The 24,574-nt window shown below is 67.4% G+C and carries 22 protein-coding genes; 10 read left to right on the top strand and 12 right to left on the bottom strand.

Annotated elements, in window-relative coordinates; translation table 11 throughout:
* Positions 1–3: 3 nt before the first annotated feature.
* The gene (locus FB468_RS14980) at positions 4–1,695 is read left to right on the top strand and encodes a PucR family transcriptional regulator (RefSeq protein WP_141888445.1); all 1,692 of its coding nucleotides are present in this window, start codon (positions 4–6) and stop codon (positions 1,693–1,695) included.
* Positions 1,696–1,771: 76 nt separating this feature from the next.
* Here FB468_RS14980 and FB468_RS14975 read toward each other — a convergent pair whose 3' ends face one another.
* The 3 genes from FB468_RS14975 to FB468_RS14965 form a co-directional block, all read right to left on the bottom strand.
* A complete protein-coding gene (locus FB468_RS14975) occupies positions 1,772–3,127 on the bottom strand; it encodes an NAD-dependent succinate-semialdehyde dehydrogenase (protein WP_141888443.1) in 1,356 nt (451 codons plus the stop codon).
* 129 nt (positions 3,128–3,256) lie between these two features.
* Positions 3,257–4,192, bottom strand: a complete 936-nt coding sequence (locus tag FB468_RS14970; protein ID WP_141888441.1) for a DUF4349 domain-containing protein — start codon at positions 4,190–4,192, stop codon at positions 3,257–3,259.
* A 54-nt stretch (positions 4,193–4,246) separates the two neighbouring features.
* Positions 4,247–5,473, bottom strand: coding sequence for an MFS transporter (locus FB468_RS14965; RefSeq protein WP_141888439.1), 1,227 nt, complete (start codon positions 5,471–5,473; stop codon positions 4,247–4,249).
* A 254-nt stretch (positions 5,474–5,727) separates the two neighbouring features.
* Between FB468_RS14965 and FB468_RS14960 the strand changes: the two genes are divergently transcribed.
* The gene (locus tag FB468_RS14960) at positions 5,728–6,222 is read left to right on the top strand and encodes a DUF7832 domain-containing protein (protein WP_141888437.1); all 495 of its coding nucleotides are present in this window, start codon (positions 5,728–5,730) and stop codon (positions 6,220–6,222) included.
* Positions 6,215–6,661, top strand: coding sequence for a hypothetical protein (locus FB468_RS14955; protein ID WP_141888435.1), 447 nt, complete (start codon positions 6,215–6,217; stop codon positions 6,659–6,661). The genes FB468_RS14960 and FB468_RS14955 overlap by 8 nt, the downstream gene beginning before the upstream one ends.
* A gap of 32 nt (positions 6,662–6,693) precedes the next feature.
* Here FB468_RS14955 and hrpA read toward each other — a convergent pair whose 3' ends face one another.
* The gene (hrpA, locus tag FB468_RS14950; protein WP_141888433.1) at positions 6,694–10,656 is read right to left on the bottom strand and encodes an ATP-dependent RNA helicase HrpA; all 3,963 of its coding nucleotides are present in this window, start codon (positions 10,654–10,656) and stop codon (positions 6,694–6,696) included.
* A 60-nt stretch (positions 10,657–10,716) separates the two neighbouring features.
* Here hrpA and FB468_RS14945 point away from each other — a divergent pair, with 60 nt between their 5' ends.
* The 4 genes from FB468_RS14945 (at position 10,717) to argG (ending at position 15,094) form a co-directional block, all read left to right on the top strand.
* Positions 10,717–11,553 (top strand): aldo/keto reductase, encoded by an 837-nt coding sequence (locus FB468_RS14945; RefSeq protein ID WP_141885533.1) that lies wholly within the window; start codon positions 10,717–10,719, stop codon positions 11,551–11,553.
* A 128-nt stretch (positions 11,554–11,681) separates the two neighbouring features.
* Positions 11,682–12,506, top strand: coding sequence for a serine hydrolase domain-containing protein (locus FB468_RS14940; protein WP_141885534.1), 825 nt, complete (start codon positions 11,682–11,684; stop codon positions 12,504–12,506).
* 61 nt (positions 12,507–12,567) lie between these two features.
* Positions 12,568–13,605 (top strand): malate dehydrogenase, encoded by a 1,038-nt coding sequence (locus FB468_RS14935; protein WP_141885535.1) that lies wholly within the window; start codon positions 12,568–12,570, stop codon positions 13,603–13,605.
* A 67-nt stretch (positions 13,606–13,672) separates the two neighbouring features.
* Positions 13,673–15,094, top strand: a complete 1,422-nt coding sequence (gene argG / locus FB468_RS14930) for an argininosuccinate synthase (protein ID WP_141885536.1) — start codon at positions 13,673–13,675, stop codon at positions 15,092–15,094.
* A 173-nt stretch (positions 15,095–15,267) separates the two neighbouring features.
* Here argG and FB468_RS14925 read toward each other — a convergent pair whose 3' ends face one another.
* Entirely contained in the window at positions 15,268–15,516 is a 249-nt protein-coding gene (locus FB468_RS14925) for a WhiB family transcriptional regulator (RefSeq protein ID WP_042543325.1), read from the bottom strand.
* Between the two features lie 227 nt (positions 15,517–15,743).
* Between FB468_RS14925 and FB468_RS14920 the strand changes: the two genes are divergently transcribed.
* The gene (locus FB468_RS14920; RefSeq protein WP_246055647.1) at positions 15,744–16,142 is read left to right on the top strand and encodes a hypothetical protein; all 399 of its coding nucleotides are present in this window, start codon (positions 15,744–15,746) and stop codon (positions 16,140–16,142) included.
* A gap of 114 nt (positions 16,143–16,256) precedes the next feature.
* On the opposite strand, the gene bcp is transcribed toward FB468_RS14920, so the two are convergent.
* From bcp to aroA, 4 genes are read right to left on the bottom strand one after another with little or no spacing between them, the layout of a single operon-like run.
* On the bottom strand, positions 16,257–16,730 hold the full coding sequence (gene bcp / locus FB468_RS14915) for a thioredoxin-dependent thiol peroxidase (protein WP_141885538.1): 474 nt from the start codon (positions 16,728–16,730) through the stop codon (positions 16,257–16,259).
* 42 nt (positions 16,731–16,772) lie between these two features.
* A complete protein-coding gene (locus FB468_RS14910; RefSeq protein ID WP_141885539.1) occupies positions 16,773–17,597 on the bottom strand; it encodes a hypothetical protein in 825 nt (274 codons plus the stop codon).
* A gap of 35 nt (positions 17,598–17,632) precedes the next feature.
* On the bottom strand, positions 17,633–18,724 hold the full coding sequence (rsgA, locus tag FB468_RS14905) for a ribosome small subunit-dependent GTPase A (RefSeq protein ID WP_141885540.1): 1,092 nt from the start codon (positions 18,722–18,724) through the stop codon (positions 17,633–17,635).
* A gap of 4 nt (positions 18,725–18,728) precedes the next feature.
* On the bottom strand, positions 18,729–20,258 hold the full coding sequence (aroA, locus tag FB468_RS14900; RefSeq protein ID WP_141888431.1) for a 3-phosphoshikimate 1-carboxyvinyltransferase: 1,530 nt from the start codon (positions 20,256–20,258) through the stop codon (positions 18,729–18,731).
* A gap of 88 nt (positions 20,259–20,346) precedes the next feature.
* Here aroA and FB468_RS14895 point away from each other — a divergent pair, with 88 nt between their 5' ends.
* Positions 20,347–20,982 carry a sigma-70 family RNA polymerase sigma factor gene (locus FB468_RS14895; protein ID WP_141885542.1) on the top strand — a complete coding sequence of 212 codons (636 nt, stop codon included), beginning with the start codon at positions 20,347–20,349 and terminating at the stop codon, positions 20,980–20,982.
* A complete protein-coding gene (locus FB468_RS14890) occupies positions 20,979–21,218 on the top strand; it encodes a zf-HC2 domain-containing protein (RefSeq protein WP_141885543.1) in 240 nt (79 codons plus the stop codon). Before FB468_RS14895 ends, FB468_RS14890 begins: the two co-directional genes overlap by 4 nt.
* 1,371 nt (positions 21,219–22,589) lie before the next feature.
* Here the strand turns inward: FB468_RS14890 and FB468_RS14885 are convergent.
* The 3 genes from FB468_RS14885 to FB468_RS17300 all read right to left on the bottom strand — a co-directional run.
* Positions 22,590–23,078, bottom strand: a complete 489-nt coding sequence (locus FB468_RS14885; RefSeq protein ID WP_141885545.1) for a YbaK/EbsC family protein — start codon at positions 23,076–23,078, stop codon at positions 22,590–22,592.
* A gap of 2 nt (positions 23,079–23,080) precedes the next feature.
* The gene (locus FB468_RS17305) at positions 23,081–23,407 is read right to left on the bottom strand and encodes an ABC transporter ATP-binding protein (RefSeq protein ID WP_211359194.1); all 327 of its coding nucleotides are present in this window, start codon (positions 23,405–23,407) and stop codon (positions 23,081–23,083) included.
* Between the two features lie 372 nt (positions 23,408–23,779).
* On the bottom strand, positions 23,780–24,574 hold a 795-nt coding region (locus tag FB468_RS17300), incomplete at its 5' end, for an ATP-binding cassette domain-containing protein (RefSeq protein ID WP_211359193.1).

The following is a 24,574-nucleotide window of genomic DNA, read 5'->3' as shown; positions in this document are numbered from 1 at the left end:
TTCATGAGCGACCGGCAAGAACCACGATTTACCCGGTTCAGCCTCGGCCGGGTGTTGGACGACCTCGGGCTTACCCTGCTCGAGGTCGCCCACGGCCGCATCGACGACCAGCAAGACGTTGGCGGTGTCGTGATCTATGACCCCGTCGATGAGCCGGTCTACCCGCGCCACGCGGTCGTGCTCGGCGTCGGCGTCCATGGCAGTGCGGCGCTGGCTGAGGTGCTCGAGGGGCTCGCGAGCCACTCGGCCGCGGCCGTTGTCGTTCGTTCGCCGGTCGAGATCACTGAGGAAGTGCAGCGCGCGGCCGATGAGCACGGCATCGTCGTGCTCGGGCTGGCGCGCGGCGCAACGTGGACGCAGCTTGCCGCGCTGCTGCGCTCGCTGCTTGCGGAAGACGACGTGGGGGACACTCACGTCGACTCGCTCGGCGGCATCCCGTCGGGTGACCTCTTCGCGGTCGCGAACGCGATCTCGTCGCTGCTTGACGCGCCCGTGACGATTGAGGATAGGTCGTCGCGCGTGCTCGCGTTCTCGGGCAGGCAGGAGGAAGCGGATCCGGCGCGTGCCGAGACAATCATCGGTCGGCGCGTGCCCGAGCGGTACCGTCACCAGCTCACCCAGCAGGGTGTGTTCCGCGAGCTCTATCGCAGCGAGGATCCCGTCGTTATCTCGCGCATTGAAGCCGAGGCCGACATGTCGACGCAGCGCGTCGCGATCGGCGTGCGCGCGGGCGACGAGGTGCTCGGCTCAATCTGGGCGGCGATGGACGGGCCGCTGACCGAGGAGCGCCGGATCACGCTGCGCGACGCGGCGAAGCTCGTCGCCCTGCACCTGCTCCGCGTGCGCGCGGGCGCAGACGTGCAGCGGCGGCTGCGCGCCGAGCTCTTGAGCACGGCGCTTGAGGGCGGGCACGGCGCGAGCGAGGCGCTCGCGCGCCTGAACCTTTCGGGCCAACCCGTGTGCGTCGTCGCGGCGGTGCTCACCGACACGGAGCAGGGCGGCGATCAGGCGCTGATGGCCGACCGCGAGCGCTTTGCAGACGCGCTCGCCGTGCATCTGTCGGCGATGCGCCCGGGCTCCGCGGTCGCGCTGCTCGGCGACACGGCGTACGGGATCCTGCCTGAGCCGAACGACCCGACCGGCGACCACGCGGTGCGCACGATGGAAGACTTCCTCGACAGGGTCGGCAGTCGCATGTCTGCCGTCATCGCTGTCGGGCCGCCGGCCGAGGACATCGGCGGTATTGCGCGGTCGCGGTCGTCGGCGAGGCGCGTGCTCAGGGCGCTCCTGGAGCCCGCAGCTGGCCAGGCCGTGGCCCAGCAGCCAGAGACCGAGCCCAGGCCGCGGAAGCGCCAGGGGCTCGCGCGGTCTCGCGTCGCCAGACTCAGCGACGTGCACGCCTCAGTGCTCATGCTCGAGCTGCGAGACCTCATGGTGGTGCGCGGCGACGAGTTTACGGGCCCGGTGTCGAGGCTCATGGAGCACGACGCGAAGCAGAAGGGGCACCTCGTCGACACCCTGCGGGCCTGGTTCGACCATTTCGGCGACGTCGCGAAGGCTGCGGACATGCTGTTCGTGCACCCGAATACGTTTAGGTACCGGCTGCGTCGCGCCGTCGAGATCAGCGGTATCGATCTCGAGAACGCCGACGACAGGTTCGAAGCGATGCTGCAGCTGCGGCTGCTCGAACGGTAGCACACGAGCCACCGTAAAGCACTGAGGGGGTGCGGATCCGATCGGATCCGCACCCCCTCAGTGCTTTGGCAAGCGCTTAGCCCGCGTAGCGGAAGAGCTTCTTGTTCGCGAACTCGAGCATGCCGACCTTGCCGAGCTCACGCCCGTAGCCCGACTTCTTCACGCCGCCGAAGGGCACGTCAGCGCCCTCGAGGCCGGCGCCGCCGATGAAGACCATGCCGACGTCGAGCTGGTTACCAACCTGCTCGGCGCGATCGAGATCGTCGCAGATGATGACGGAGCCGAGGCCGTAGGGCGAGGAGTTGGCGAGCTGGATCGCCTCTTCGTCGCTCGATACCTTGTACAGCTGCGCGACGGGGCCGAAGAGCTCCTGGCTGTACACGTCCATCGCCGGGGTGATGTTCGTGATGATCGACGGGGTGTAGACGTTACCCTCGGGGGTGTTGTTGCCCACGACAACGTCTGCGCCCTGGTCGATCGCGCCCTGAACCTGCGCGGTGAGCGTCTTGGTCGCGGCGTCAGACGACATCGGGCCGAAGTCGCCGTCGCCGTACGACTGGCCAGCAATAGCGGCCTGGAACTTCTCCGAGAACTCGTCGAAGTACTTGTCCATGACCACGATGCGCTTCGAACCGTTGCATGCCTGGCCGGTGTTCTCCATGCGGCCGCCGACAGCGTGCTCGACAGCGTGGTCGAGGTTCGCCGAGTCGAGCACGAGGAAGACGTCCGAGCCGCCGAGCTCAAGCACGCACTTCTTCAGCGCGCGGCCCGCCTGCTCAGCGACGATCGCGCCTGCGCGCTCCGAACCGGTGAGCGAGACGCCCTGCACGCGGTCGTCAGCGATGATGTCGCTGATCTGGTCGTGCGTCGCGAAGATGTTGACGTAGGCGCCCTTCGGGAAGCCAGCGTCGAGGAAGAGCTGCTCGAGCGCGAGTGCGGACTCGGGGCACTGCGCTGCGTGCTTCAGCACGATGGTGTTGCCAAGGATCAGGTTCGGCACGGCGAAGCGCGCGACCTGGTAGTACGGGTAGTTCCACGGCATGATGCCGAGGATCACGCCGGTGCCCTGGAAGCGGAAGAAGGTCTTCAGACCGTCCTCAACCTCAAGGTGCTCGTCGGCGAGCCACTTCTCAGCGTTGTCGGCGAACGCAGCGGTGATCGCGCCCGAGAACTCAGCCTCGCCGATCGACTGATCGAGCGGCTTGCCCATCTCGCGGTTGATGATCGCGCCGAGTTCTTCCTTGCGCTCGTCGAAGAGCTCTGCCGCGCGCTTGGCGAGTGCCGCACGCTCGGCGACGGTGGTCTTGCGCGACCACTCCTGGTAGGTCTGCTGCGTCGAAGCGAGCGCCGCTTCGATATCAGCAGCTGTCGCGTCCGGGTACTCTGCGAGCTTCTCGCCCGTAGCCGGGTTAATGACGGCGAAGGTGCCCATAGTTGACTCACTCCTTAGTGACTTCGTCGGTGACTGGTTCAGGCTAGTCTTTCACACCTGGGTGCGGAGCACTAGCGCCCCACGCGCTGCTTATTAGGTAAGGAACGGGCGTGTGCTACGCGTGATTCACTAGGGAGCGTCGGGCTCTGCGACTGATTCCGTCGAATCCGCGCTCAGTGGTTTCTCAGCGGGCGGGGTCGCTCGGGCGCGTCGTCGTCTGCGGATTGGGATGATGATCGCGAGGGCAATGAGCGCCGCAAGCACGAGCCAGGGGAGCGCGAACCCGAGGGCGATGAACGCCCCGACGAAGAATGTGCCGATCGAGGCGAAGCCCGCCTGCAGCGCATCCCAGAACGTACGGGGGCCGCCGCCGGGTAGCGCGCTCGCTTCGCCGAATGACACCCAGATGCTCGCTTCGGTGACCTGGCCCTCAACCGACTCGAGCTGCGCCCGCAGCCCATCGAGTTCTTGCTGGCGCGCGGAGAGCGCAGTCTCCGCTTCGATGAGCTCGCTCGTTGTCGCCGACTGTCCCATGAGCTGGGTGAGCCGATCGACCGACGCCTCGAGCGCGGCTACGCGCGCCTTCAGATCAACGTGCATCTCGGTGATGTCGTCGGATGAGCGCTGCTCGGAGGTGATGTTGCCGAGCTTCCCCAGCTCAGCGATCGCGTCGTCGAGCTTCGCCGTCGGCACGTTGATGCCGATGTCACCCGCGAACACTGCGCCGCCTTCGCCCGTGAGCGTCTGCGCCGTGACGGAGCCGCCGAGCCGCTCGGCGAGGGCGCCAATCTCCTGGGCCGCGGTGCGGGCTGACTTCACGGTCATCGTGACGTTCGCGGTGCGCACGATCGAACGCACCGCGCTCGCTTGCGAGGCCTCGGCACCGAGGCGGGTGAGGTCGCCGCTGTCAGCGAGCGACCCATCCGCCACGGCGGAAGACCCTCCGCCATCTGGTTGGAGCGGAACTGGCCCCACCGCGACTTCGGGGGAGGCCGTTGAGCACCCGGCGAGGCCGAGTGCGAGGAGCGCGGCCGCGAGGCTCGCGGCAAATCGCTTGCTTGTCATGCGCTAAAGATAGCGCTACCCCGGGCCCGCGCGGAAGCTGCTCACGCGCGAATGTTACGGAAGCGGAAGCGTGATGGTGCCAGTCTCGGGCGGCTGCTCGATGTCTCGGTCCTTGAGGTCGGGCACCCATTTCGTGGTGCACGCGGCGATGATGCCTGCGATGAGGATCAGGGCGGTCGACACGATGATCGCGCCCTCAGCCCCCATCGCGTCGATAGCGACGCCAGCGATCGCCGAGCCCGTCGCGACGCCGACGAGCTGGCCGGTGCCGATCCACCCGAATGCCTCTGCGGTCTCGGAGAACTTAATCGTCGAACCGATCATGCTCGAGATGCCCGCGAACGTCGGCGCGGTTCCGAGCCCGCCGATGAACAGCACGATCGAAAGCCACCAGATGTTCAGGCTCACGAGGCAGGCTGCGGTGCCGAGGAGGACGATCCCGATCCTAATCGCGAGCGACCAGGGGCGCAGCGGGCGGTGCCCAATGATGAGGCCGCCCACGAGCGAGCCGCCGGCGAACACGGCGAGCACGATGCCCGACTCGATGCTCGAGTGGCCGCCCTCCGTGGCGGGCGCGAACGCGCGCACGACGCCGGCCTCAATCGCGGCGAACGACGCGACGAAGAAGAAACCGATGACCGTCGCAATGATGACGGTGGGGCGCTTGAGTACCGCGCCGAGACTCGCCTTCGACGGCGGGATCTTCACGACACCGACGGGGCGGCTCATGATGAACCAGGCGCCGCCGCACAGCATGAACGCTGCTGCGACCGACAGGCCTACCGCGGTGCCAAACTGTGCTGCGACGAACACGGCGATGACCGGGCCAAGCACCCAGATGAGCTCTTGTGCCGCCGCATCGAGCGAGAACAGCGCGGAGATCTGCTTGCCCGGAACGAGCCGCGGGTAGAGCGTGCGCACCGCGGGCGTGATCGGCGGCGTGGTGAGCCCGATCGAGAACGAGATCAGCGCGGTGACCGCGAGCGGCAGGTGCACGAACGCGATGAGCACGATGAAGCCGCTGCAGAGCACCGAGGTGATCCAGAGCACTCGGCGCATCCCGAAGCGGCCCATAAGGCGGCTCGAGAGCGGCCCCGAGATCGCCTGGCCGATGCTCTGCGTGGCAAGCACGATGCCGGCAGCGGTGTACTCGCCGAACTGCTCCTGCATGTGCAACAGCACAATGATGGACAGCATCCCAAACGGGAACCTCGCCGTGAGCTGCGAGAAAAGAATACGAAAAACGCCCTCATTACGTGCGAGCTCACGATAAATGCCCATCAGGCGATTCTAGTGCTCAAGGCCTTCGCAATTCGAGCAGGTTCGCCGTTTTGGCACGGTGAATATTTGGGGGCATCGAGAGACCGTCTGGGATGGTTGAGCGCCCGCTGGCGGTTGCCCTGCGCAGACTCGTGCGCGTGGCGCTGCGGGGGATCTGCTTGGCACGGGCAGCGCGCACAGAATTCACCGAATGCTCGCCCTCCGTTCACTCGGGTGTGGCCATCGCTGAGCAGCATGGAGTGTGAGGAGGGCACGTGGCGAAGCTTGACGACGTGAAGTGGCACACCGGGGGCGACTTCCCGGCCGACGTGCCGGCCTCGGCCGGCGCGACCCATATGGGCATGTTTCTTGCGTGGGCGGCGCAGGCGGGGCTGCTGGCCACCGAGCACGAGGTCGGCCTGGGTGACACCGTCACCGCGCTTCGCGCGCGAACCATCACGCCGGGCACCGCGATCCGCACCGCGTGTGACGGTGTGCTCTCGGGCGAGCTCTTCAGCCAGCGCGGCGGCCGGTTCGCCGAGGCCTACTACGACGCCGACGAGGGCTCCTACCTCGACGACTACGCCGACGAGTTCTGGGACACGGGCGAGACGATCTACCACGTGCCAGACAGCTGGGTGAGCTACGACCGCATCGCGGCACGCGTGAGCGAGCGCTACGAGGTATGGCTCGCGGCCAAGGGTCGGGCGCGGGGCTTGGAGCGGGCGCGGGGCCTGGGGCATGGCCATGAGAGCGGGGCTGATGACTAGGCGAACGCGCGACCTCCTCAGGTGGGGCGCGCTCGTCGTGCTCGGCTGTGCGACTGCCTTGGCTTTCGTTGCCACGGCGACGGCCGAGCACCCGTGGTCGTCTCCCGCGCCGGTGTTCGTGCCCGTGTTCGGCGGGCTTGTCGTCGCTGCGATCTGGAAATTCACCGGCAGCAGCCACCTCGACTGGGAGTTTCGCGGCGCGCCGCGTGCATCTGGCGAGCTCGTCGAGATCGCGGCGACCGACGTCAGCGAGGCCGGGTCGGCTGCCGCCGATCTCACGATCGACGTGGTCACGCCCGAAGCGACGTTTCGCGCTGTGACTCGCACCCGCATCAATCTCGGTGACATGCCCAGGTTCGTGCCGGGCGTCGCGGTCGAGGTCGCCTACCTGGCAGATCGGCGGGTGCGCTTCATCCGTCTCCTCGTTCCCGCGCGGTAGGCGCGGTAGGCGCGGTAAGCGCGCGGGGCACGCTACCCGGCGAGCGCCTTCTGGATGCGCGTGAGCGAGACCGCCTCGGCCGCACGCAGCTGCTGCGCGAACAGGCTGACCCGAAACTCCTCAATGAGCCAGCGTGCGCGCTCGAGGTGCGGGGGCGGGTCCGCGGGCAGCGGGATCTTCCCACCTGCCTCGTCGAAGAGCACGAGCGCGCGGTCGACGTCGTTCTGCCACGCTCGGTCGCGGCCGGGGTTCGTGGGCAGCGCCTGCATGCGCAGCTTCAGCGCTTCGAGGTAGACGGGAACGCGCTCGAGCTGGGTCGCGCCTGTCCGCGACACAAAGCCGTCGAACACGAGACCGTCGAGCTGCTTTGCGGCGTCGGCGACCTGACCGAGCACCTGCAGCGACTTCACCTGGTCGATCGCCTTCTTCGCGAGCCTCGCACAGTCGAGCACCTTTGCGGTGAGCGCGATTGTGCCGTAGATCTCGTCGATGAGGCTGCGTGCGTAGTCGTTCGCGATCGCCTCGAAGTCGGCCGCGCGCCAGACGAGCCCGTCGGGTGCGTGACGCTGAATCACCCGGTCGGCAACGGCGAGTGACACGTCGGCGATCGCGGTGTCGAGCGAGCGGTACGGGCCTGCCCCGAGTAGCAGCTTCTCCTGGTTCGAGAGATGGTCGCGCACGTAGCTCGCGGGTGATGGGCTCGACAGCACGACGAGGCGGCGAATTCCGCGCCGCGACGCGCGCCGTTGCTCGGCCTCGTCGGCGACGAGCCCGAGGTCGACGCTCGTGCGCCGATCCACGATCGCCGGGTAGGCGCGAACGACGCCAGCGCTGCCCGAGCGGCCTTTCGCGTAGCTCGAATCCACGTGCTTGGGGAGGTCGCCGAAATCCCACGTCGTCGCGCCGGTGCGCTCGAGCTCGCTCTTCGGGAGCGCTGCCTGCGCAACCCTGGCGACGCCCTTTGTCGCCTGCTCCCTGTGCTTTGACTGGAGCTCGGCGAGATCCTTGCCAGCTCCTACCGTGCGGCCGCGCGCGTCGATGATGCGGAAGGTTGGCGTGAGGTGCGCCGGGAGCCGCGAAGGGTCGAAATCGCTCGGCTGCACCTGCTGGCTCGTGCGGCGCCTGATCTCGTCGGCGAGCAGCTGCGTGAGCGACACGTCGGAGCCACCCGCGCCGAGGCCACCCGCAGCGGCACCGTCAAGCTTCGGGCCAACCGCGCTGAGCAGCGTGCGTGCCCAGTCCGCAGCGGGCACGACATGCTTGCGGATCGCCTTCGGCAGCGTCTTGATGAGCGCTGTGACGAGTTCCTCACGCATGCCGGGCACGAGCTTCTCGAAGTCGCCCTGCGCAAGACGCGGCAGGAGGGGGAGCGGCACGTTGACGGTCACGCCATCGTCGTCGCTCGTCGGGTCGAACCGGTACCTGAGCTTCAGCGACTGGTCACCGTGTTGCCACTGGCGGGGGTACTCGGTTTCATCGACCTCGGCCGACTCTTCCTCGACAAGGTCTTCGCGTTTGAGGTGCAGGTACTGCGGGTCTTCCGACCGCTTTGTCTTCCACCAGCCCTCGAAGTCGCGGGTGCTCGCAACATCCTTCGGAATGCGGGCGTCGTAAAACTCGAACACCGCTTCGTCGCCGTCGAGAATGTCGCGGCGGCGAGTACGCTCTTCGAGCTGCACGAGCTCGCGCCGGAGCTGGTGATTCGCGCGATCGAATGCCTGGGGTGAATCCCAGTCGCCATCGACGAGCGCGTGTCTGATGAACAGCTCGCGCGCCTCAACTGGGTCGAAGCGAGAGAGCTGCACGCGACGGCCGGTCACGATGGGCACGCCGTACAGTGTGACGCGCTCGGTCGCGACGGCCGCGCCCTGCTTGCGCTCCCAGCGGGGCTCAGAAAGCTGCCGCTTCGCGAGGGACCCCGCGAGCTCCTCGGCCCACTCTGGCTCGACCTGAGCGTTCGAGCGAGCGAAGAGGCGACTCGTCTCGACGAGCTCGACGCTCATCACGACCTCCGGCGGTTTCTTCGCGAGCACCGAGCCCGGATAGAGCACGAACCGGGTGCCGCGCGAGCCGAGATACTCTTGCGCCGGCTTGCGTTTCACCGCGCCGGGCACCTCGCGACCGCGGCCCGGGGCGCTCCTATCCTGCCGGTCATCGCGCACGCCGAGCTGGGAGAGGAGGCCAGCAAGCACCGACCGGTGGATGAGCTCCGCTGACCCGCCGGTCACCTCGCGCACCTGCCCCTTGATGCCCGCTGCCCGCGAGAGCTGCCTGACGAGGTCCATCCACTCACGCACCCGCAAGAAGTTCAAGAACTCCTTTTTGCAGAGTCTGCGGAACGCGCTCGACGAGAGCTCCGCCTGCTGCTTCTGCAGGTGGTTCCAGAGGTTCAGCAGGGTCATGAGGTCGCCGAGCGGGTCACTGAACCGGGCGTGGAACTGGTCGGCCTGCGCGCGCTCAGCGACGGGCCGCTCGCGCACGTCTTGGATCGTGAGCCCCGCGACAATCGCGAGCACCTCGGGAACGACCTCGTGCCTGCGCGCCTCGATGACCATACGCGCGAACCGAGGCTCGATCGGCAGGCGGGCGAGCTCGCGGCCCGTCTTCGTGATCGCGTGGGTCGCACCGTCAGAAGCCGGCGCGTCTGCGCCGCGCTTCGCGCGTCCTCGCCCAGCGGGCCGCACCGCCCCGAGCTCTTCGAGCAGGCCGAGGCCGTCGCGGATACCGCGCTGGTCCGGGGGAGTGAGGAACGGGAAGCCCGCGATGTCGCCCAACCCGAGCGACAGCATCTGCAGGATGACGCTGGCAAGGCCGGTGCGCCGAATCTCCGGCTCCGTGAACGCGGGGCGCGACTCGAAGTCTTCCTCGCTGTAAAGCCGGATCGCGATGCCGTTGCTCGTGCGCCCCGACCGGCCGGAACGCTGGTTCGCGCTCGCCTGAGAGATCGCCTCGATCGGGAGCCGCTGTACCTTTGACCGCGACGAGTAGCGCGAGATGCGCGCCGTGCCGGCATCGATGACGTACTTGATTCCCGGGACGGTGAGCGAGGTCTCGGCGACGTTCGTCGCGAGCACGATCCGGCGCGCGCCCGAATCCTGCCGACGCTCGAACACCCGATGCTGCTCGGCCGCCGAGAGCCTGCCGTAGAGGGGGAGGATCTCGGTGCGGTTCGCAGGCCCGCCGCGACCCGCGCGCCCCTGCAGCGCGTCGGCCGCGTCGCGGATCTCCGCTTCGCCCGAGAGGAACACGAGTACGTCGCCGCGTGACTCGCGCCCGAGCTCGTCGACGGCCTCGCCGATCGCCTCGAACACGTCGCGCTCAATCTTGCGGGTCTTCGCCTGCTTCGTTTTCGGGTCGATGACCTCGCGCTCTTCGATGAGTGGCCGGTACCGAATCTCGACGGGGTAGGTGCGGCCCGACACCTCAATGATCGGGGCGGGCTCGCCCGTGCGGTGGTCGGCGAAGTGCTTCGCGAACGATTCGGGATCGATCGTCGCCGACGTAATGATCACCTTCAGGTCGGGGCGGCGGGGCAACAGCGTGCGCAAATATCCGAGCAGGAAGTCGATGTTCAGCGAACGCTCGTGCGCCTCGTCGATGATGATCGTGTCGTACGCCTTGAGATCGCGGTCGCGGTGGATCGCGTTCAGCAGAATGCCGTCGGTCATCAGCCGGATCTTCGTGTCCTTCGACGCCTGATCAGTGAACCGCACCTGGTAGCCCACGAGTCCGCCCAGCTCGGTGCCGGTCTCCTCGGCGATGCGCTCGGCGATTGTGCGGGCGGCGATCCTGCGCGGCTGCGTGTGCGCGATCCGCTCGCGGCCGAGCGCGAGCGCGATCTTCGGGAGCTGCGTGGTCTTTCCCGACCCCGTCTCGCCCGCGACGATGACGACCTGGTGGTCGGAGATCGCCTGCTGGATTTCGTCTCGCATCTGCGAGACCGGGAGGTCCTCGGGGAACTCGATGCGGGGGGCGTGGCTTTCGGGGTTCGACATAACAGGATCCATTATCGCGCGAGTCATAGACTGGCACCCATTCGACTTCAAGGAGAGACTGTGGCTGCACTCGATATCCCGAACATCACCCTGCACGACGGCACCGAGATTCCCCAGCTCGGGCTGGGCGTCTTCAAGGTCGACCCAGGCGAAGCGGAGCGCGTTGTCGCCGACGCGCTCGCCGCAGGCTACCGTCACATCGATACCGCCGCGATCTACCGGAACGAGGCCGAGGTGGGGGCTGCGATCGCCGCGAGCGGCATCCCGCGCGACGAGCTGTTCGTGACCACGAAGCTTTGGAACAGCGACCAGACCCGCGGCGAGGAGGCCTTCGCCGAGAGCCTCGAGAAGCTCGGGCTTGACCGCGTTGACCTCTACCTCGTGCACTGGCCGCAGCCGATGTTTGGCGAGGCGCTCACCGCGTGGAAGTCGCTGCTGAAGATCCACGAGTCGGGGCGCGCGGCCTCGATCGGTGTCTCGAACTTCGAGATCTCTGACCTTGAGGAGATCATCTCGGAGACCGGCGTCGTGCCGACCGTGAACCAGATCGAGCTGCACCCGCTGCACCAGCGCCGCGAACTCGTTGAGTACTGCGAGTCCAAGGGCATCCGCATTGAGGCCTGGGGGCCGCTCGCGCAGGGCAAGTCAGACCTGTTCGAGCGCCCGGCAATCGCTGACGCCGCTGCCGCGCACTCGAAGACCCCGGCTCAGGTGATCCTCCGCTGGCACGCGCAGCAGGGGCGCATCGTGTTCCCCAAGACCGTGCGCGCCGAGCGCATGGTGGAGAACGCACAGATCTTCGACTTCGAACTCTCGGACGCCGAGATGGCCGCGATTGACGCCCTCGACGAGCAGAAGAACTTCGGGTCGAACCCGCACGAGATGGACGCCCGGTAGGAGGGCACCTGCCACCTGGCCCTTCACCCCAGCTTTGTCTCGGTTTTGACGTACTTGGAGGGGTGTGAACTACGTCAATCCGTAGACAAAGTTGCGGGGCTCTCGGGCCGACGGAGTAGCGTGGAGTTATGGAGAGTCTGAGCCTCATCGATACCTGGCCCGTCGACAACGCTGCCGTTGCCGTCATCGCGAAAGACGGAACGGTTGTGGGTTCTCGAGGGGACCAAGAGAGGCAGTTCGCCCTCGCCTCGGTGACGAAGCTGTTGAGCGCCAGCGCGATCCTGCTCGCGATCGAGGAGGGGGCGCTCGAACTCGACGACCCGGCGGGCCCCGAAGGTTCCACGATTCGGCACCTACTCGCGCACGCCTCGGGGCTCGACTTCTCGGAAGACACCGTGCGAAGCCGCCCCGGCCAGCGACGCATCTACTCAAACCTCGGCATCGACGTGCTCGCTGAGACTTTTACGGAGCGCGCCGAGATGCCGTTCGCGGAATACCTGCGGGAGGGGCTGCTCGAGCCCCTCGGCATGCACTCCACGAAGCTCACGGGCAGCCCCGCCGCTGGCGGGGTCTCGACCGCCGCCGACCTGTCGCGCTTTGCCGCGGAACTGCAGAATCCGAGCATTCTGCACCCTGAGACGATCGCGCAGGCGACCCAGGTCGTGTTCCCCGGGATCGACGGCGTGCTGCCTGGCTACGGCCGCCAGCGCCCGAACGACTGGGGCCTTGGCTTTGAGATCAAGGATTCGAAGGCACCGCACTGGACGGGTAGCACGAATAGCCCGCAGACGTTTGGCCACTTCGGCCAGGCGGGCACGTTCCTGTGGGTCGATCCCGTCGCGGGGCTCGCGTGCGTCGGCCTCGCTGACCGCAACTTCGGCGAGTGGTCGGCTGAGGTCTGGCCGCCGTTCTCAGACGCGGTGCTCGCGGAATACGCACGCCTCAACGCATAAAGCCACCAGAGAGCGCCACCAAAATTTCACCACTGACAGCAGCGCAGCGAACGGAGCCAAGATGACCTCATCAACAGTGGGCGGTGCAGGCAGCCCCGCACCCATCACCGTCACGATCTCGGGGGCGGGCGGCCAGATCGGGTACGCGGCGATGTTCCGAATCGCGTCGGGGGCCATGTTCGGCCCCGACCAACCCGTCGCGCTTCGGCTGCTCGAAATCCCGCAGGGCGTGAAGGGCGCCGAGGGCGCGGCCCTCGAACTCACCGACTGTGCCTTCCCGCTGCTCGCGAGCGTCGACATTGCCACGGCGCCCGAGCGGGGTTTCGACGGGGCAAACGTCGCCCTGCTTGTCGGCTCGCGCCCCCGCACGGCTGGAATGGAACGCGCCGACCTCCTCGCAGCGAACGGTGCGATCTTCGGCCCGCAGGGGCGTGCGATCAACGATCACGCGGCGGAAGACGTCAGGGTGCTCGTCGTCGGCAACCCCGCGAACACTAACGCGCTGATCGCACAACGGAATGCGCCTGACGTGCCCGCCGACCGCTTCACCGCGCTCACGCGGCTCGACCACAACCGTGCGGTCGGCCTGCTCGCCGAGCGCGCGGGCGCCGCGGTCGCAGACATCTCCGGGGTGACGATCTGGGGCAACCACTCGACAACACAGTACCCAGACCTCAGCCACGCAACGGTGGCGGGGCGTCCAGCGCTCGACGTCGTCGGGGCAGAGTGGGGCCGCGGCGCCTACGCAGACCGGGTCGCGAAGCGCGGGGCCGAAATCATTGAGGTGCGCGGCGGCTCGTCCGTAGCATCGGCGGCGAACGCGGCTATCGACCACGTCCGCGATTGGGTGCTCGGCACGGGCAACGCGGCTGCGACGTCCGGCGCCCCGGCGCCGTGGACCTCGGTCTCGCTCCCGTCAACGGGCGCCTACGGGATTCCAGAGGACCTCATCGCCTCGGTTCCGGCGCGCTCGATCAACGGACAGTGGCAAGTCGTCGAGGGGCTCAGCGTCGACGAATTCTCGCGAGCGCGGATCGACGCCTCCGTCGCCGAGCTGGCCGCCGAGCGCGATCAAGTGGCGGCGCTCGGTCTCATCTGACAGCCACCCGGGCCCACCCGCTCCGGAAGCGTCCACCCGGTACGTCAAGCACCCGTAAGATAGAAGCATGTCCAAAGTTCTTTCTTCCCTTCCTGTAGGCGAGCGCGTTGGTATCGCGTTCTCCGGTGGTCTCGACACCTCATGCGCCGTTGCATGGATGCGCGAAAACGGTGCGATTCCCTGCACCTATACCGCAGACATTGGCCAGTACGACGAGCCAGACCTCGACGGTGTCGCGGCCCGCGCGAAGGAGTACGGCGCAGAGATCGCGCGTCACGTCGACGCGAAGCGCGCTCTCGTCGAGGAAGGCTTCGTGGCGCTGCAGACTGGCGCGTTCAACGTTCGCTCGGGCGGCAAGACCTACTTCAACACGACCCCCGTCGGCCGCGCAGTGACGGGCACACTGCTCGTCCGCGCGATGAAGGAAGACGGCGTCGACATCTGGGGCGACGGCTCGACCTACAAGGGCAACGACATCGAGCGTTTCTACCGCTACGGTCTCATGGCGAACCCGTCGCTGCGCATCTACAAGCCGTGGCTCGACAGCCAGTTCGTTGAAGAGCTCGGCGGCCGCCACGAGATGAGCGAGTGGCTCGTCGCGCACGGCTACCCGTACCGCGACTCGGCCGAGAAGGCGTACTCGACCGACGCCAACATCTGGGGCGCAAGCCACGAGGCGAAGCATCTCGAGTTCCTCGACAACGGGCTCGACATCGTGACCCCCATCATGGGCGTCGCTGCATGGCGCGAAGACGTTGAGGTCGTCACCGAGGAGGTCTCGGTTCGGTTCGAGGCAGGTCGCCCCGTCGCGATCAACGGCGTCGAGTACGACGATCCCGTAGCGCTCGTGTATGAAGCAAACGCGATCGGTGGCCGCCACGGCCTCGGTATCTCCGACCAGATCGAGAACCGCATCATCGAGGCGAAGTCGCGCGGCATCTACGAGGCACCGGGCATGGCCCTGCTGCACATCACGTACGAACGCCTCGTCAACGCGATCCACAACGAGAACACCCTCGCTTCGTACCACAACGACGGCCGCAAGCTCGGTCGCCTCATGTACGAGGGCCGCTGGCTCGACCCCGAGTCACTCATGCTCCGCGAGGCGCTGCAGCGCTGGGTTGGCTCGGCAGTCACGGGCGAGGTCACGCTGCGCCTTCGCCGTGGCGACGACTACACGATTCTCAACACCGAGGGCCCGAACCTCAGCTACCACCCCGAGAAGCTCTCGATGGAGCGCACCGTGGGTGCAGCCTTCGGCCCTGAGGACCGCATCGGTCAGCTCACCATGCGTAACCTCGACATTGCTGACTCGCGTCAGCGCCTCGAGCAGTACGCGGCGATGGGCCTCGTCGGGGGCGCGACTGCTGAGCTCGTCGGCAAGCTTGAGGCTGGCGGTGCAGACGAGATCGCGACCGCTGTCGGCGGCATCGACGAGAACGGTGACGAGCTCGGCCTCGCGGCTGCGTTCGACTCCGGCACCGACTAACGGCAGGCTGCCGATTCGGCAGCGGACTACGGACGAACGGCTGTGGGCCGCGCCTGACTTCGGTCGGACGCGGCCCACAGCCGTATCCGGGGCGACCCCGCACAACGCAGCGAGTCCCGGTGCCCTTTCAGGAACCGGGACTCGCTTGCGGCCGCGTGAGCGGCGGGAGACGCTTAGGAAGCGCGGCGGGCGCGTGCTGCGCGACGCTTGAGAGCGCGGCGCTCGTCCTCGCTGAGGCCGCCCCAGACACCGGAATCCTGGCCGGTGTCCATTGCGTACTGGAGGCACATTTCCGTCACTGGGCAGCGGGCGCAGACGGCCTTGGCTCGCTCAATCTGATCCACTGCCGGCCCGGTGTTTCCAACCGGAAAGAACAGCTCGGGATCTACGGTCAGGCACGCAGCCTGTTCACGCCAATCCATACTTACCTCCTCTGCGTCGCACGTGCGATGCTCAATCTGTACACGCGCTAATCAGCAAAGACCAGGTAGCCTAAGAGAGATCGCGCGTTGCCTTTTGTCAACGTGACTGAGAATGCTCACACCGGCGTGCGCGAAACTCTTGATGAATATATGGTTCCACGGAATTGAACGAAAGACAATAGGCTTTTTGCTGTTGTTTCAGGAAACGAATAGGTATGGTGACGAATATGCGCTCACGCTCCGCCTGGGTTGTGCTCGCAGCAGCACTCGCCGTCGAGTTGGTGCTGGGTCTCGCGCTCGTCGTGACCATGATTCCGACGTTTCCGGCGGCCGGGCCAGAACGTGAAGCGCTCGCCCCGCTCTGGATCAGCTTGCTGCTCAGCGTTATTATTTCGTGTGTGTGGGTCGCGATCACCCTTCTCGGATCGTTGCGGCGACAGGGGAGTTGGGTGCGCGGTTCGGCCGTGACCATCCACGTGCTCATGTTCGCCGCCGCCCTCGGGGTGTTCCAAGGCATCCTCGGGACGCCCGCGATCGGCGCGCTGCTCCTTGTTCTCGCGGTCGCCGGATTCGCGGCTGCGATCCTCGTCGGAAAGCCCGCACAGGGCGCGCCGCAGCCCAGCTAGCCCTCGCACAGCCCGCTCTTCGGGCTTCGGACGGCGGCGCAACAGTTCATCCCGCCGGGCCCAGAGGCGCAGCGGGATGAACGCTTGGTGGAGGAACGGTTGCCGGTCGCGCCGCTAGACGCCCACCATCTTCAGCACGCGAGCGACGTGACCGGTTGCCTTGATGTTGTAGAGCGCGCGCTCAACCTTGCCCTCTTCGTCAATGACGAAGGTCGAACGGATCACGCCCTCGACGATTCGCCCGTAGCTGTTCTTCTCGCCGAACGTGCCGTACGCGCGGTGCACCGCGGTATCGGGGTCGCTGAGCAGCGGGTACTCGAGGCCATCGCGCTCGGCGAAGCGCTTCAGCTTGTCGACCGCGTCGCGCGAAACGCCGATAACGCTGTAGCCTGCCGCTGCGAGCGGGGCCGTGGACTCCTGAAACTCGCAGGCTTCAGTCGTGCACGCGGGCGTCATCGCCTGGGGGTAAAAGAAGATGACGAGCTTCGAGCCACGGAACTCGCTGAGGCTTCGTTCGGTGCCATCTTGGTCGAGCAGCGTGAAGTCGGGGGCGGGCATACCTGGCTCAAGGATCACACGTTCAGTCATGCACCCCAGCCTAGCGGCGACCAGGGACAAGGGGCACGGGCTCTACCTGAGACCCGGCTGCCCGGAGTCGCTGGCAGGCGGCTGCTGGCCGTACGGCGCCTGCTGCCCGTGTGGCGGCTGCTGCCCGTATGGCGGCTGCTGCCCGTATGGCGACGGCTGCGCGAACTGCTGCGGCTGCGCGAACTGCTGCGGCACCGCGAACTGCTGCGGCACCGCGAACTGCGCGAGGTACTGGTGCTCGCGCGAGAGGTTGCCCTGCTGGAACGCCCAGAGCGCAGACACTCCGGCGGCCCCGAACCCCCGCTCCACGCGGCGCACGCTCATCGCCTGCGTGAGGCCGACGAGCGGCGTGAGGATGACACAGACGACGAAGAGTCCGAGCATCGGAAACCCGTTGAGCGAACCCGAGGTGATCGCGTACGGGCTCGCGAGCGGGGAGATGAGGATGAGGATCAGGCCAAAGCTCGGCACGATGATCCCGAGCCACAGCAGGGCGCTGAAGTAACTACCGGAACGAACGAAGTCCTTGACCATCCGGCGGACGATAACGCCGCTGGTGACGACGCCGCCGACGATGCAGAGCCAGCCGATGAACGCGAGCATGAGTGATGGGCCCGCGAGGCCGGCCCATGCGCCGAGTCCCAGGCCGTAGACCCCGAGCAGGAATAGCCCGAGTACTGGGAACACGACGCTCAAGAGCGGCTGCGTGAACGCCACGAGCGACTGGTAGCCCCGAGCGAGGTCGGGCAACGGCTTAGGCACGACCTGCGGGGGATAGCCCGGCGCAGCGGGCGCATGCCCAGGCGCCTGGGCATGCGGCGGCGCGTAGCGCGGGGTCGGGGGCTGCTGAGGCTGCTCGTCAGTCATGGCCCCAGTTTACGCGGAGCGCGTGAGAACCCGGGCTACTTCAGTAGGCGGCGGAGCGACTCGACCCGCCTCGCGCCGAGTGCGTCGAGTCGGCCGTCAGCGATCGCGAGGTCGAGCTCGCAGTCCGGCGCCTCGTCGGTGTGAGTGCAGCCGCGCGGGCAAGCGTCGAGGAGTGGGATCAGGTCGGTGAACCCGCGCAGAATGCCATCGCTTGTCACATGGCCCAGCCCAAAGGAGCGCACGCCGGGGGTATCGATGACCCAGCCGGTGTCGCCCCCGGCGGCCCCCGGGGTAGGCGCGCTGAGTGCGACGGACGAGGATGAGGTGTGGCGGCCGCGGCCCGTGACCTCGTTCACGTGGCCCGTCGCGCGGTCGGCCTCCGGGACGAGCGCGTTGATGAGCGTCGACTTTCCGACGCCAGAGTGGCCGACAAACACCGTGGTCTTGCCGGCAAGCGTCTCCCGGATCTGCGAGAGCACGCCCTCCGTCGAGTCGTCCTCCCACGCGCCGGGGGCCGAACGAAAGACCGGGACCTCGAGCGCGGCGAAGTTCTCGAGGAACGGTTCTGGGTCTGCGAGGTCGATCTTGGTCAGGCAGATGAGGGGCTGGATCCCGGCGTCGTACGCCGCGACGAGGTACCTGTCGACGAGACGTACGCGCGGCTCGGGGTTCGCGGCGGCGACAACGATGAGCATCTGCTCGGCGTTGGCGACCATGATGCGCTCGACGCGGTCGCTGTCGTCGGCGCTGCGCCGAAGCACCGTCGCGCGATCCTCAACCGAGACGATGCGCGCAAGCGACCCCTCCGTCCCTGACACGTCGCCGACGAGCTGCACCCGGTCGCCGATGACGATCGCCGTTTTCCGCAGCTCGCGGGCGCGCGCGGCGACGACGACGCGTTCGGGGAGCGCCTTCGGCCCGCCCTTTACCGCCGGGGTCGCGGGCACGAGCGCGGTGTAGCGGCCGCGGTCGACCGCGGTCACCATGCCGATGACGGCGTCGGAGTGCTCGGGACGGCGCTTCGTCCGGGGCCGGTTGGCCTTCGGGTTTGGGCGCGCCCGCACCTCGTGGTCCGCGTACTCGCCGTAGGGGGCGTCGTCATCGTCGTCGACGTTGAACCAGCTCACGCGGTCAGATCCCTTCGAGGAAGCCGCGCGCGATGCGCCCGAGGCCGCCGGCGATCTGGGCGCCCGAAACGGCGCCCTCGGCGGCGATGTCGAGCCCGAAGCCGAGCGGGTCGCGGTCGGTGTCGCTGTCAGCGCCGAGCAAGCCGTGCCAGAGCTCAGGGAACTCGGGGAGGGTCTTCGACGTCGATGCGATGTCGTCGATCAGCACCCCGGGGACGAGGAGGCCGATGAGCGCTCCCGTCGTCGCAATGCGATGGTCAGCGTACGCGCGCCACGGCCCGCCGTGCAGCTCCGCGGGGTGGATCGCGATGCCGTCCTCGAGCTCCTCAGCTCGGCCGCCGAGCCCGTTGATCTCCGCGACGAGCGCAGCGATGCGGTCGGTCTCGTGGTGGCGAGTGTGGCCGATGCCGGTGATCGTGCTCGGCTCGCCAGGCGAGCCATCGGGGCGGGGCAGCGCCGCGAGCGCCGCGAGGCCGACGAGGGTGGGCGAGAGTTCGCCGGCGTCGGGCATGTGGATGTTCACGCCGCGGAGCGCGCCCGTTCCCGTGACCGTGAGCGCGCCGTGTTCGAGCACGGCGATACCGCCGAACTCGGGGAGAAGGTCGCGCAGTTTGTCGCCCACCTGCGTCGTCTCGGCTGGCCAGTGCGGGATGGTCACGGTTCCCCCGACCGCGAGCGCCGCCGCGAGGAACGGGGCGGCGTTCGAGAGGTCGGGCTCAATCGTGATGTCGCGAGCACCGATCGGGCCGGGCTTCACTCGCCACTCACCGGTCGCGGGGGAGTCAGCCTCGACGCCGCGGGCACGCAGCGCCTCAAGCGTCATCTCGATGTGCGGCACGCTCGGCAGCCGCTCGCCGGTGTGGACGACGTGCACGCCCTGCTCAAAGCGGGGGGCCGAGAGCAGCAGCGCTGACACGAACTGGCTCGACAGCGAAGCGTCGACCTCGACGCGACCACCGCGAAGCCCGCCACCGCCGTGCACGGTGAAGGGCAGCGCGCCCCGGCCATCGTCTGAGATGTCAGCGCCGAGCGCTCGCAGCGCGTCGAGCACCGGGCGCATGGGGGCGCTTGCGGGCGTAGGGGTCACCATCGAACGAGACCGGCCCGAGGGCGAGCGCCGCGACCGCCGGCACGAACGCATCACGGTGCCAGCGAGACCGCAATCGATGCTCGTGGAGCCCGTGAGCTCGGCGGCGGGGGTGACCCGGAGGTCGGGGCCGTAGGGGTTCTTGCCCGGCAATGGGTCGATCGACGTGCCGAGGAGGCGCAGCGCCTCAACCATGAGGTCGGTGTCGCGCGAGTGCAGCGGAACGCGGAGCGTGCCGGGCTCATCCGCGAGCGCGGAGAGGATCAGCTCGCGCCCCGTCAATGACTTCGAGCCGGGGAGCGGCACGTACGCGTTGAGCGCGGCGCGGTCACCCGCGGAGTCAGTGTCGGCTGCCGGGGCAGCCCAAGCTTCGACGACGTCGTCGGGAATATCGCCCGAGCTCTTGCCGTCGTCTTCGTTTCCGCGGTTCAATTTTGCTGCCAGCATCAGTCTGAGCTTACCGGGCTTCGCACCGAGAGCGTAGGGAAGTCGCCAGATGACGGGATTCATAGCGAGGGGTGGTTAGGATCGAAGAGTGAAGAGCCACGAACAGGACGACGAGTCCGCGACCCTCAAGGCCCGCTTCGCCGACGAGGCGTTGCCGCTGCTTGACCAGCTGTTTGGCGCCGCGATGAAGATGACACGCAACCCGCAGGATGCGCAGGATCTCGTGCAGGAGACCTTTCTGAAGGCCTACCAGGCGTTTGCCTCGTTCCAAGAGGGCACGAACCTGAAGGCCTGGCTGTACCGTATCATGACGAACAGCTACATCAACACATACCGCAAGAAGCAGCGCCAGCCCTTCCTGGGGGCGGTCGAGGAGCTTGAGGACTGGCAGCTGGGAGGCGCCGAGTCGACGACCGCGATGGCATCGCAGTCGGCGGAGGCTGAAGCGATCGATCGCACGCCCGATTCGGTCGTGACGAGCGCGCTGAATGACCTGGCCGAAGATTTCCGGATGGCCGTCTACCTCGCCGACGTTGAGGGCTTCAGCTACCAGGAGATCGCAGACATTCAGGAGGTGCCGATCGGCACCGTCATGAGTCGCCTCCACCGTGGACGGGCGAAGCTCAGGCAGGTGCTTGGGGAATACGCGCGCGAGCAGGGCGTTGGACTAGACAGAGCCGAACAGGCGACCAAAACACCGACAACGAAGGGAGCCGCGCGATGAGCGACTGCGGATGCGACAAAGCCAAAGCCAACATTTATGAGTTGCTGCGCGGTGAGCTGTGCGCTGAGGAATCGGCCCCGATCCGGGAGCACCTCGAGCACTGTGCCGACTGCCAGAACGAGCAGAGCGTCTGCGCGCGCCTCACCTCAGCCGTACGCCGTGCCTGCGAAGAAGAACGCGACGGCGCTGCGCCAGCAGACCTGCGAGACGCGATTCTCCGAGGCCTCACCGTCTAGCTTTACCGGGCCAGGCCATCCTCGGGGGTGGTCGGGTCCCGAACCTCACTCGTTCGGACGCTGTCGCGGCGGCGAGCTCGTTCCACAACTCCACATCCTCACTGGTTGGGAGGACGTCAAGAATGTTCTTCCAGACGAGCCAGGATGGCATCAGGGTTAGCGCGAACTGTTGCCGCGTGAAGACGCCGCCCTGTTGGAACGGGACGATCACTCCGGATGGCGTGTCTAGCCACGCTAGGGTTGTGCTCGCGCAGTTCCTGCCTTCCCTGGCTCCGGAGACATCAGCCGTCCAGCCGGGGGCAAGCCGGAGCTCCCATGGGAATTCCGCTTCCCTGACGAAGACCTCGTCGCCGCCCAAACTATGCGTAGCGCTGTTCGGCATCAGTCTCCCTTCGGACGCACGTCTCCCGTACCTCGCGCTACGCCTCGCCTCCGGGCCTTTTGCCGCTTGCGCGCGCGGCGTCGCCCGCGTCGCTCCTGGTCGTGCGCGCGAATCCACTTCGGAACGCAGAATGGCGGAGCCGGGACGCCCGCGTAGACCAGGAGTACGAGTGCGCCAAGTGCGAGGCATGCGAGAACGGGGAGCGCGGCGACGCGAGTGACTAGTGGATTTGGGACTCCCACATTCTCGGCGAAGCGCATCAACAAGATCACCGAGAGTCCCATAAGGAAACCAGGCACCCCGTACATCAGCGTAGAACGCAAGTACCCTTGGTGCCAGGTTGAAGAAGATGGAGTGAGTAACCATCTCACCCAGAAGCCAAGCGCCGCGAGCGAGAGAAGCCCGCCGAATAGAGTCCACAGGATCATCAGGTACCGAACAACCCTCCGAAGAATATACCGGCCGATTGCGGGCCAACGGCTATACCCGCACCGATCTTAGTTGCAGCGTCAGCGACGCCTTGGGTCGCCTTTCCGGCAACGTCCTTGATCTGATCACCCAGCCATTGGCCCGGCGGTAGTCCCGGCAAATCCGCCGATCAAACCTCCGACCACTGTTCCCACGCCGGGGATCGCCGCTTCAACGGTGCAGAGTTCAGTGGAAGGGCGTGCGTGACGGCCGGAAAAGCCCTCGCACGCGTGCGAGGCGAGCTGGGATCGAGACCAACCCTGAACGCGGAGCGTGGACGCGGCGCGCTCAGCGGCTTTCACGAGGCCGTCGGCAGCCTCGGGACTGAACTGAACCATACGCACATCATTTCAGGGGGCAATCATGTTTGCAACAGTTGACGTGAATTGTGTTGTCGAAAGCGGTCTGACCTGTGGCGCGGGGTCCAACGTGTGAGTGTTCAAAGAGACACACGCACGCACCCATCAAACGCACCGGCCCCGGGGCCGCATTAGCCTCCGAGGCCTCACCGTCTAGCCCGGTTACTCCTCGTCGTGCCAGCCGGTGCAGACGTCGACCCATCCGAGCGCGTCGCTGAGCTCCTCAAGCTCGGCGATCGTCAGCTCGACGGCTGAGTTCGCGCTGCCCGCGGCCGGGAACACTGTCGCGAAGCGCCTGAGCGATGCGTCGAGGTAGACGCGTGCCTCGTCGGGGTTCGCAAACGGGCACACGCCGCCGACGGGGTGGCCGGTGAGCCGCTCAACGTCGTCGAACTTCAGCATGCTCGGCTTCGCGCGGAACTCGCGTTTGAACATGCCGCCGTTGACCTTCGCGTCGCCCGCAGCGACGACGAGGATTGCGCCGGGCTCGTCGGTCGTGCTTGCAAACGCGAGCGTCTTCGCGATGCGCGCTGGCTCGGTGCCGGCCTGTTTCGCGGCGAGCTCGACCGTCGCGCTCGACTCGGCGAACTCGAGAATGCTTCCGTTCCAGCCCTGCGCCAGCAGGTGGGTGCGCACGGTGTCGATGCTCATGTCTATCCTTCGCTCGGTGGGGCGCTGGCCTCGCCGCGCCAGGTGGTGTCGGGGAGCCGCAGCCGCGAGGCGACGAGCTCCCGTGTGTACGGGTGCGTTGGGGCTTCGAGAAGCTCGGCGGTCGGCCCGTCCTCGACGATCTTGCCGCCCTGCATGACCACCGTGCGCTCAGCGAGCTGCGGCACGATGCCGAGGTCGTGCGTGATCGTCACGAGGGTGAGCCCGAACTCTTCCCGCAGCTCGGCGAGGAGGCCGAGCACGCGCGCCCGCACGAGCACGTCGAGCGCACTCACCGGTTCGTCGCCGACGAGCAGCTCGGTCCCGTGCACAATCGCTCGGGCGACGGCGATGCGCTGCCGCTGCCGCCGGAAAACGCATCGGGGTAGCGGGTCGCGGCGCTCGCAGGCAGGCCGACGAGCTCCAGCACGGCGCGCACCATCGCGCCGTGGTCGCCGGCGACCCCTGCGCCCTCGAGCGACTCGGAGACCGACTGTTCGATGGTGCGCCGCGGGTTGAACGACGAGTACGGGTCTTGGAGACGAGGCCGGTGCGGCGGCGCAGCCAGCCCAGGTCGCCAGAACGTGCGTCGACCTCGCGGCCCGCGAAGCGGATGGTGCCGGTGGTCGGCTTGCTCAGGCCGAGGAGCTGCCTGATGAGTGTTGGTCTTGCCCGATCCTGATTCCCCGACGATTGCGACGCTCTCAGCCGCGCTCGATCGTGAGCGAGGCGCCGTCGAGGGCGCGTACGACCTGGCCGCGCTCGAAGAGCTTGCGTGCCGGGGTGCGAAACTCCTTCGAGACGTCAGTGAGCTCGACGAGCGGGTGGCCTGCCTCGCGGGCGCGCTGCTCCGCGTCCGGGAGGTTTAACTGCCCGGTCCAAGGGGTACTGCCCGTCCAAGTGGCGGCCGGCGTCTGGTCGTTCATGCGGCTTCCCCTCCTGCCGCTGCGATGAGCGCCTGGGTGACCTCGTGGGTGGGGCGCTCGAGAATCTCTCGCACGCTGCCCTGCTCGACGATCTGCCCGTCGGCGAAACACGAGCACGCGCTCGGCGACCTGATTCACGACAGCGATGTCGTGCGTGATGCAGACGAGGGAGCACTCGTCGCGGTCGGTGATTTCGGTAAACAGCTCGAGGATGCCGCGCTGCACGGTCACGTCGAGCGCGGTCGTCGGTTCGTCAGCGAGCAGCAGGCCAGGCGACGCCGAGATCGCCGCGGCGATCGCCGCTCGCTGCCGCTGGCCGCCCGACACCTCGTGCGGGTAGGCGCGAACGATACGTTCAGGATCGCGGAGCCCGACCTGCCGCGCAAGCCTGAGCGCCGCCTCGCGCCGCTGAGCGCGACCGAGGTGGTAGTGGATCGCGAGCGCCTCCGTCATTTGGGTTCCGAGCCGACGGAACGGGCTCAGCGCTGTCTTCGGCTCCTGGAAGACCATGCCAATGCGGTCGCCGCGAATCGCCGCGAGCTCGCGGTCGCTCAGCCCGAGCAGCTCGCGCCC

Origin of the sequence: Leucobacter komagatae (genome assembly GCF_006716085.1) — a bacterium.
Taxonomy (GTDB): Bacteria; Actinomycetota; Actinomycetes; order Actinomycetales; family Microbacteriaceae; genus Leucobacter; species Leucobacter komagatae.
The sequence above is the reverse complement of the archived record's forward strand: the minus strand, read 5'-3'. Positions and strand labels throughout refer to the sequence as shown.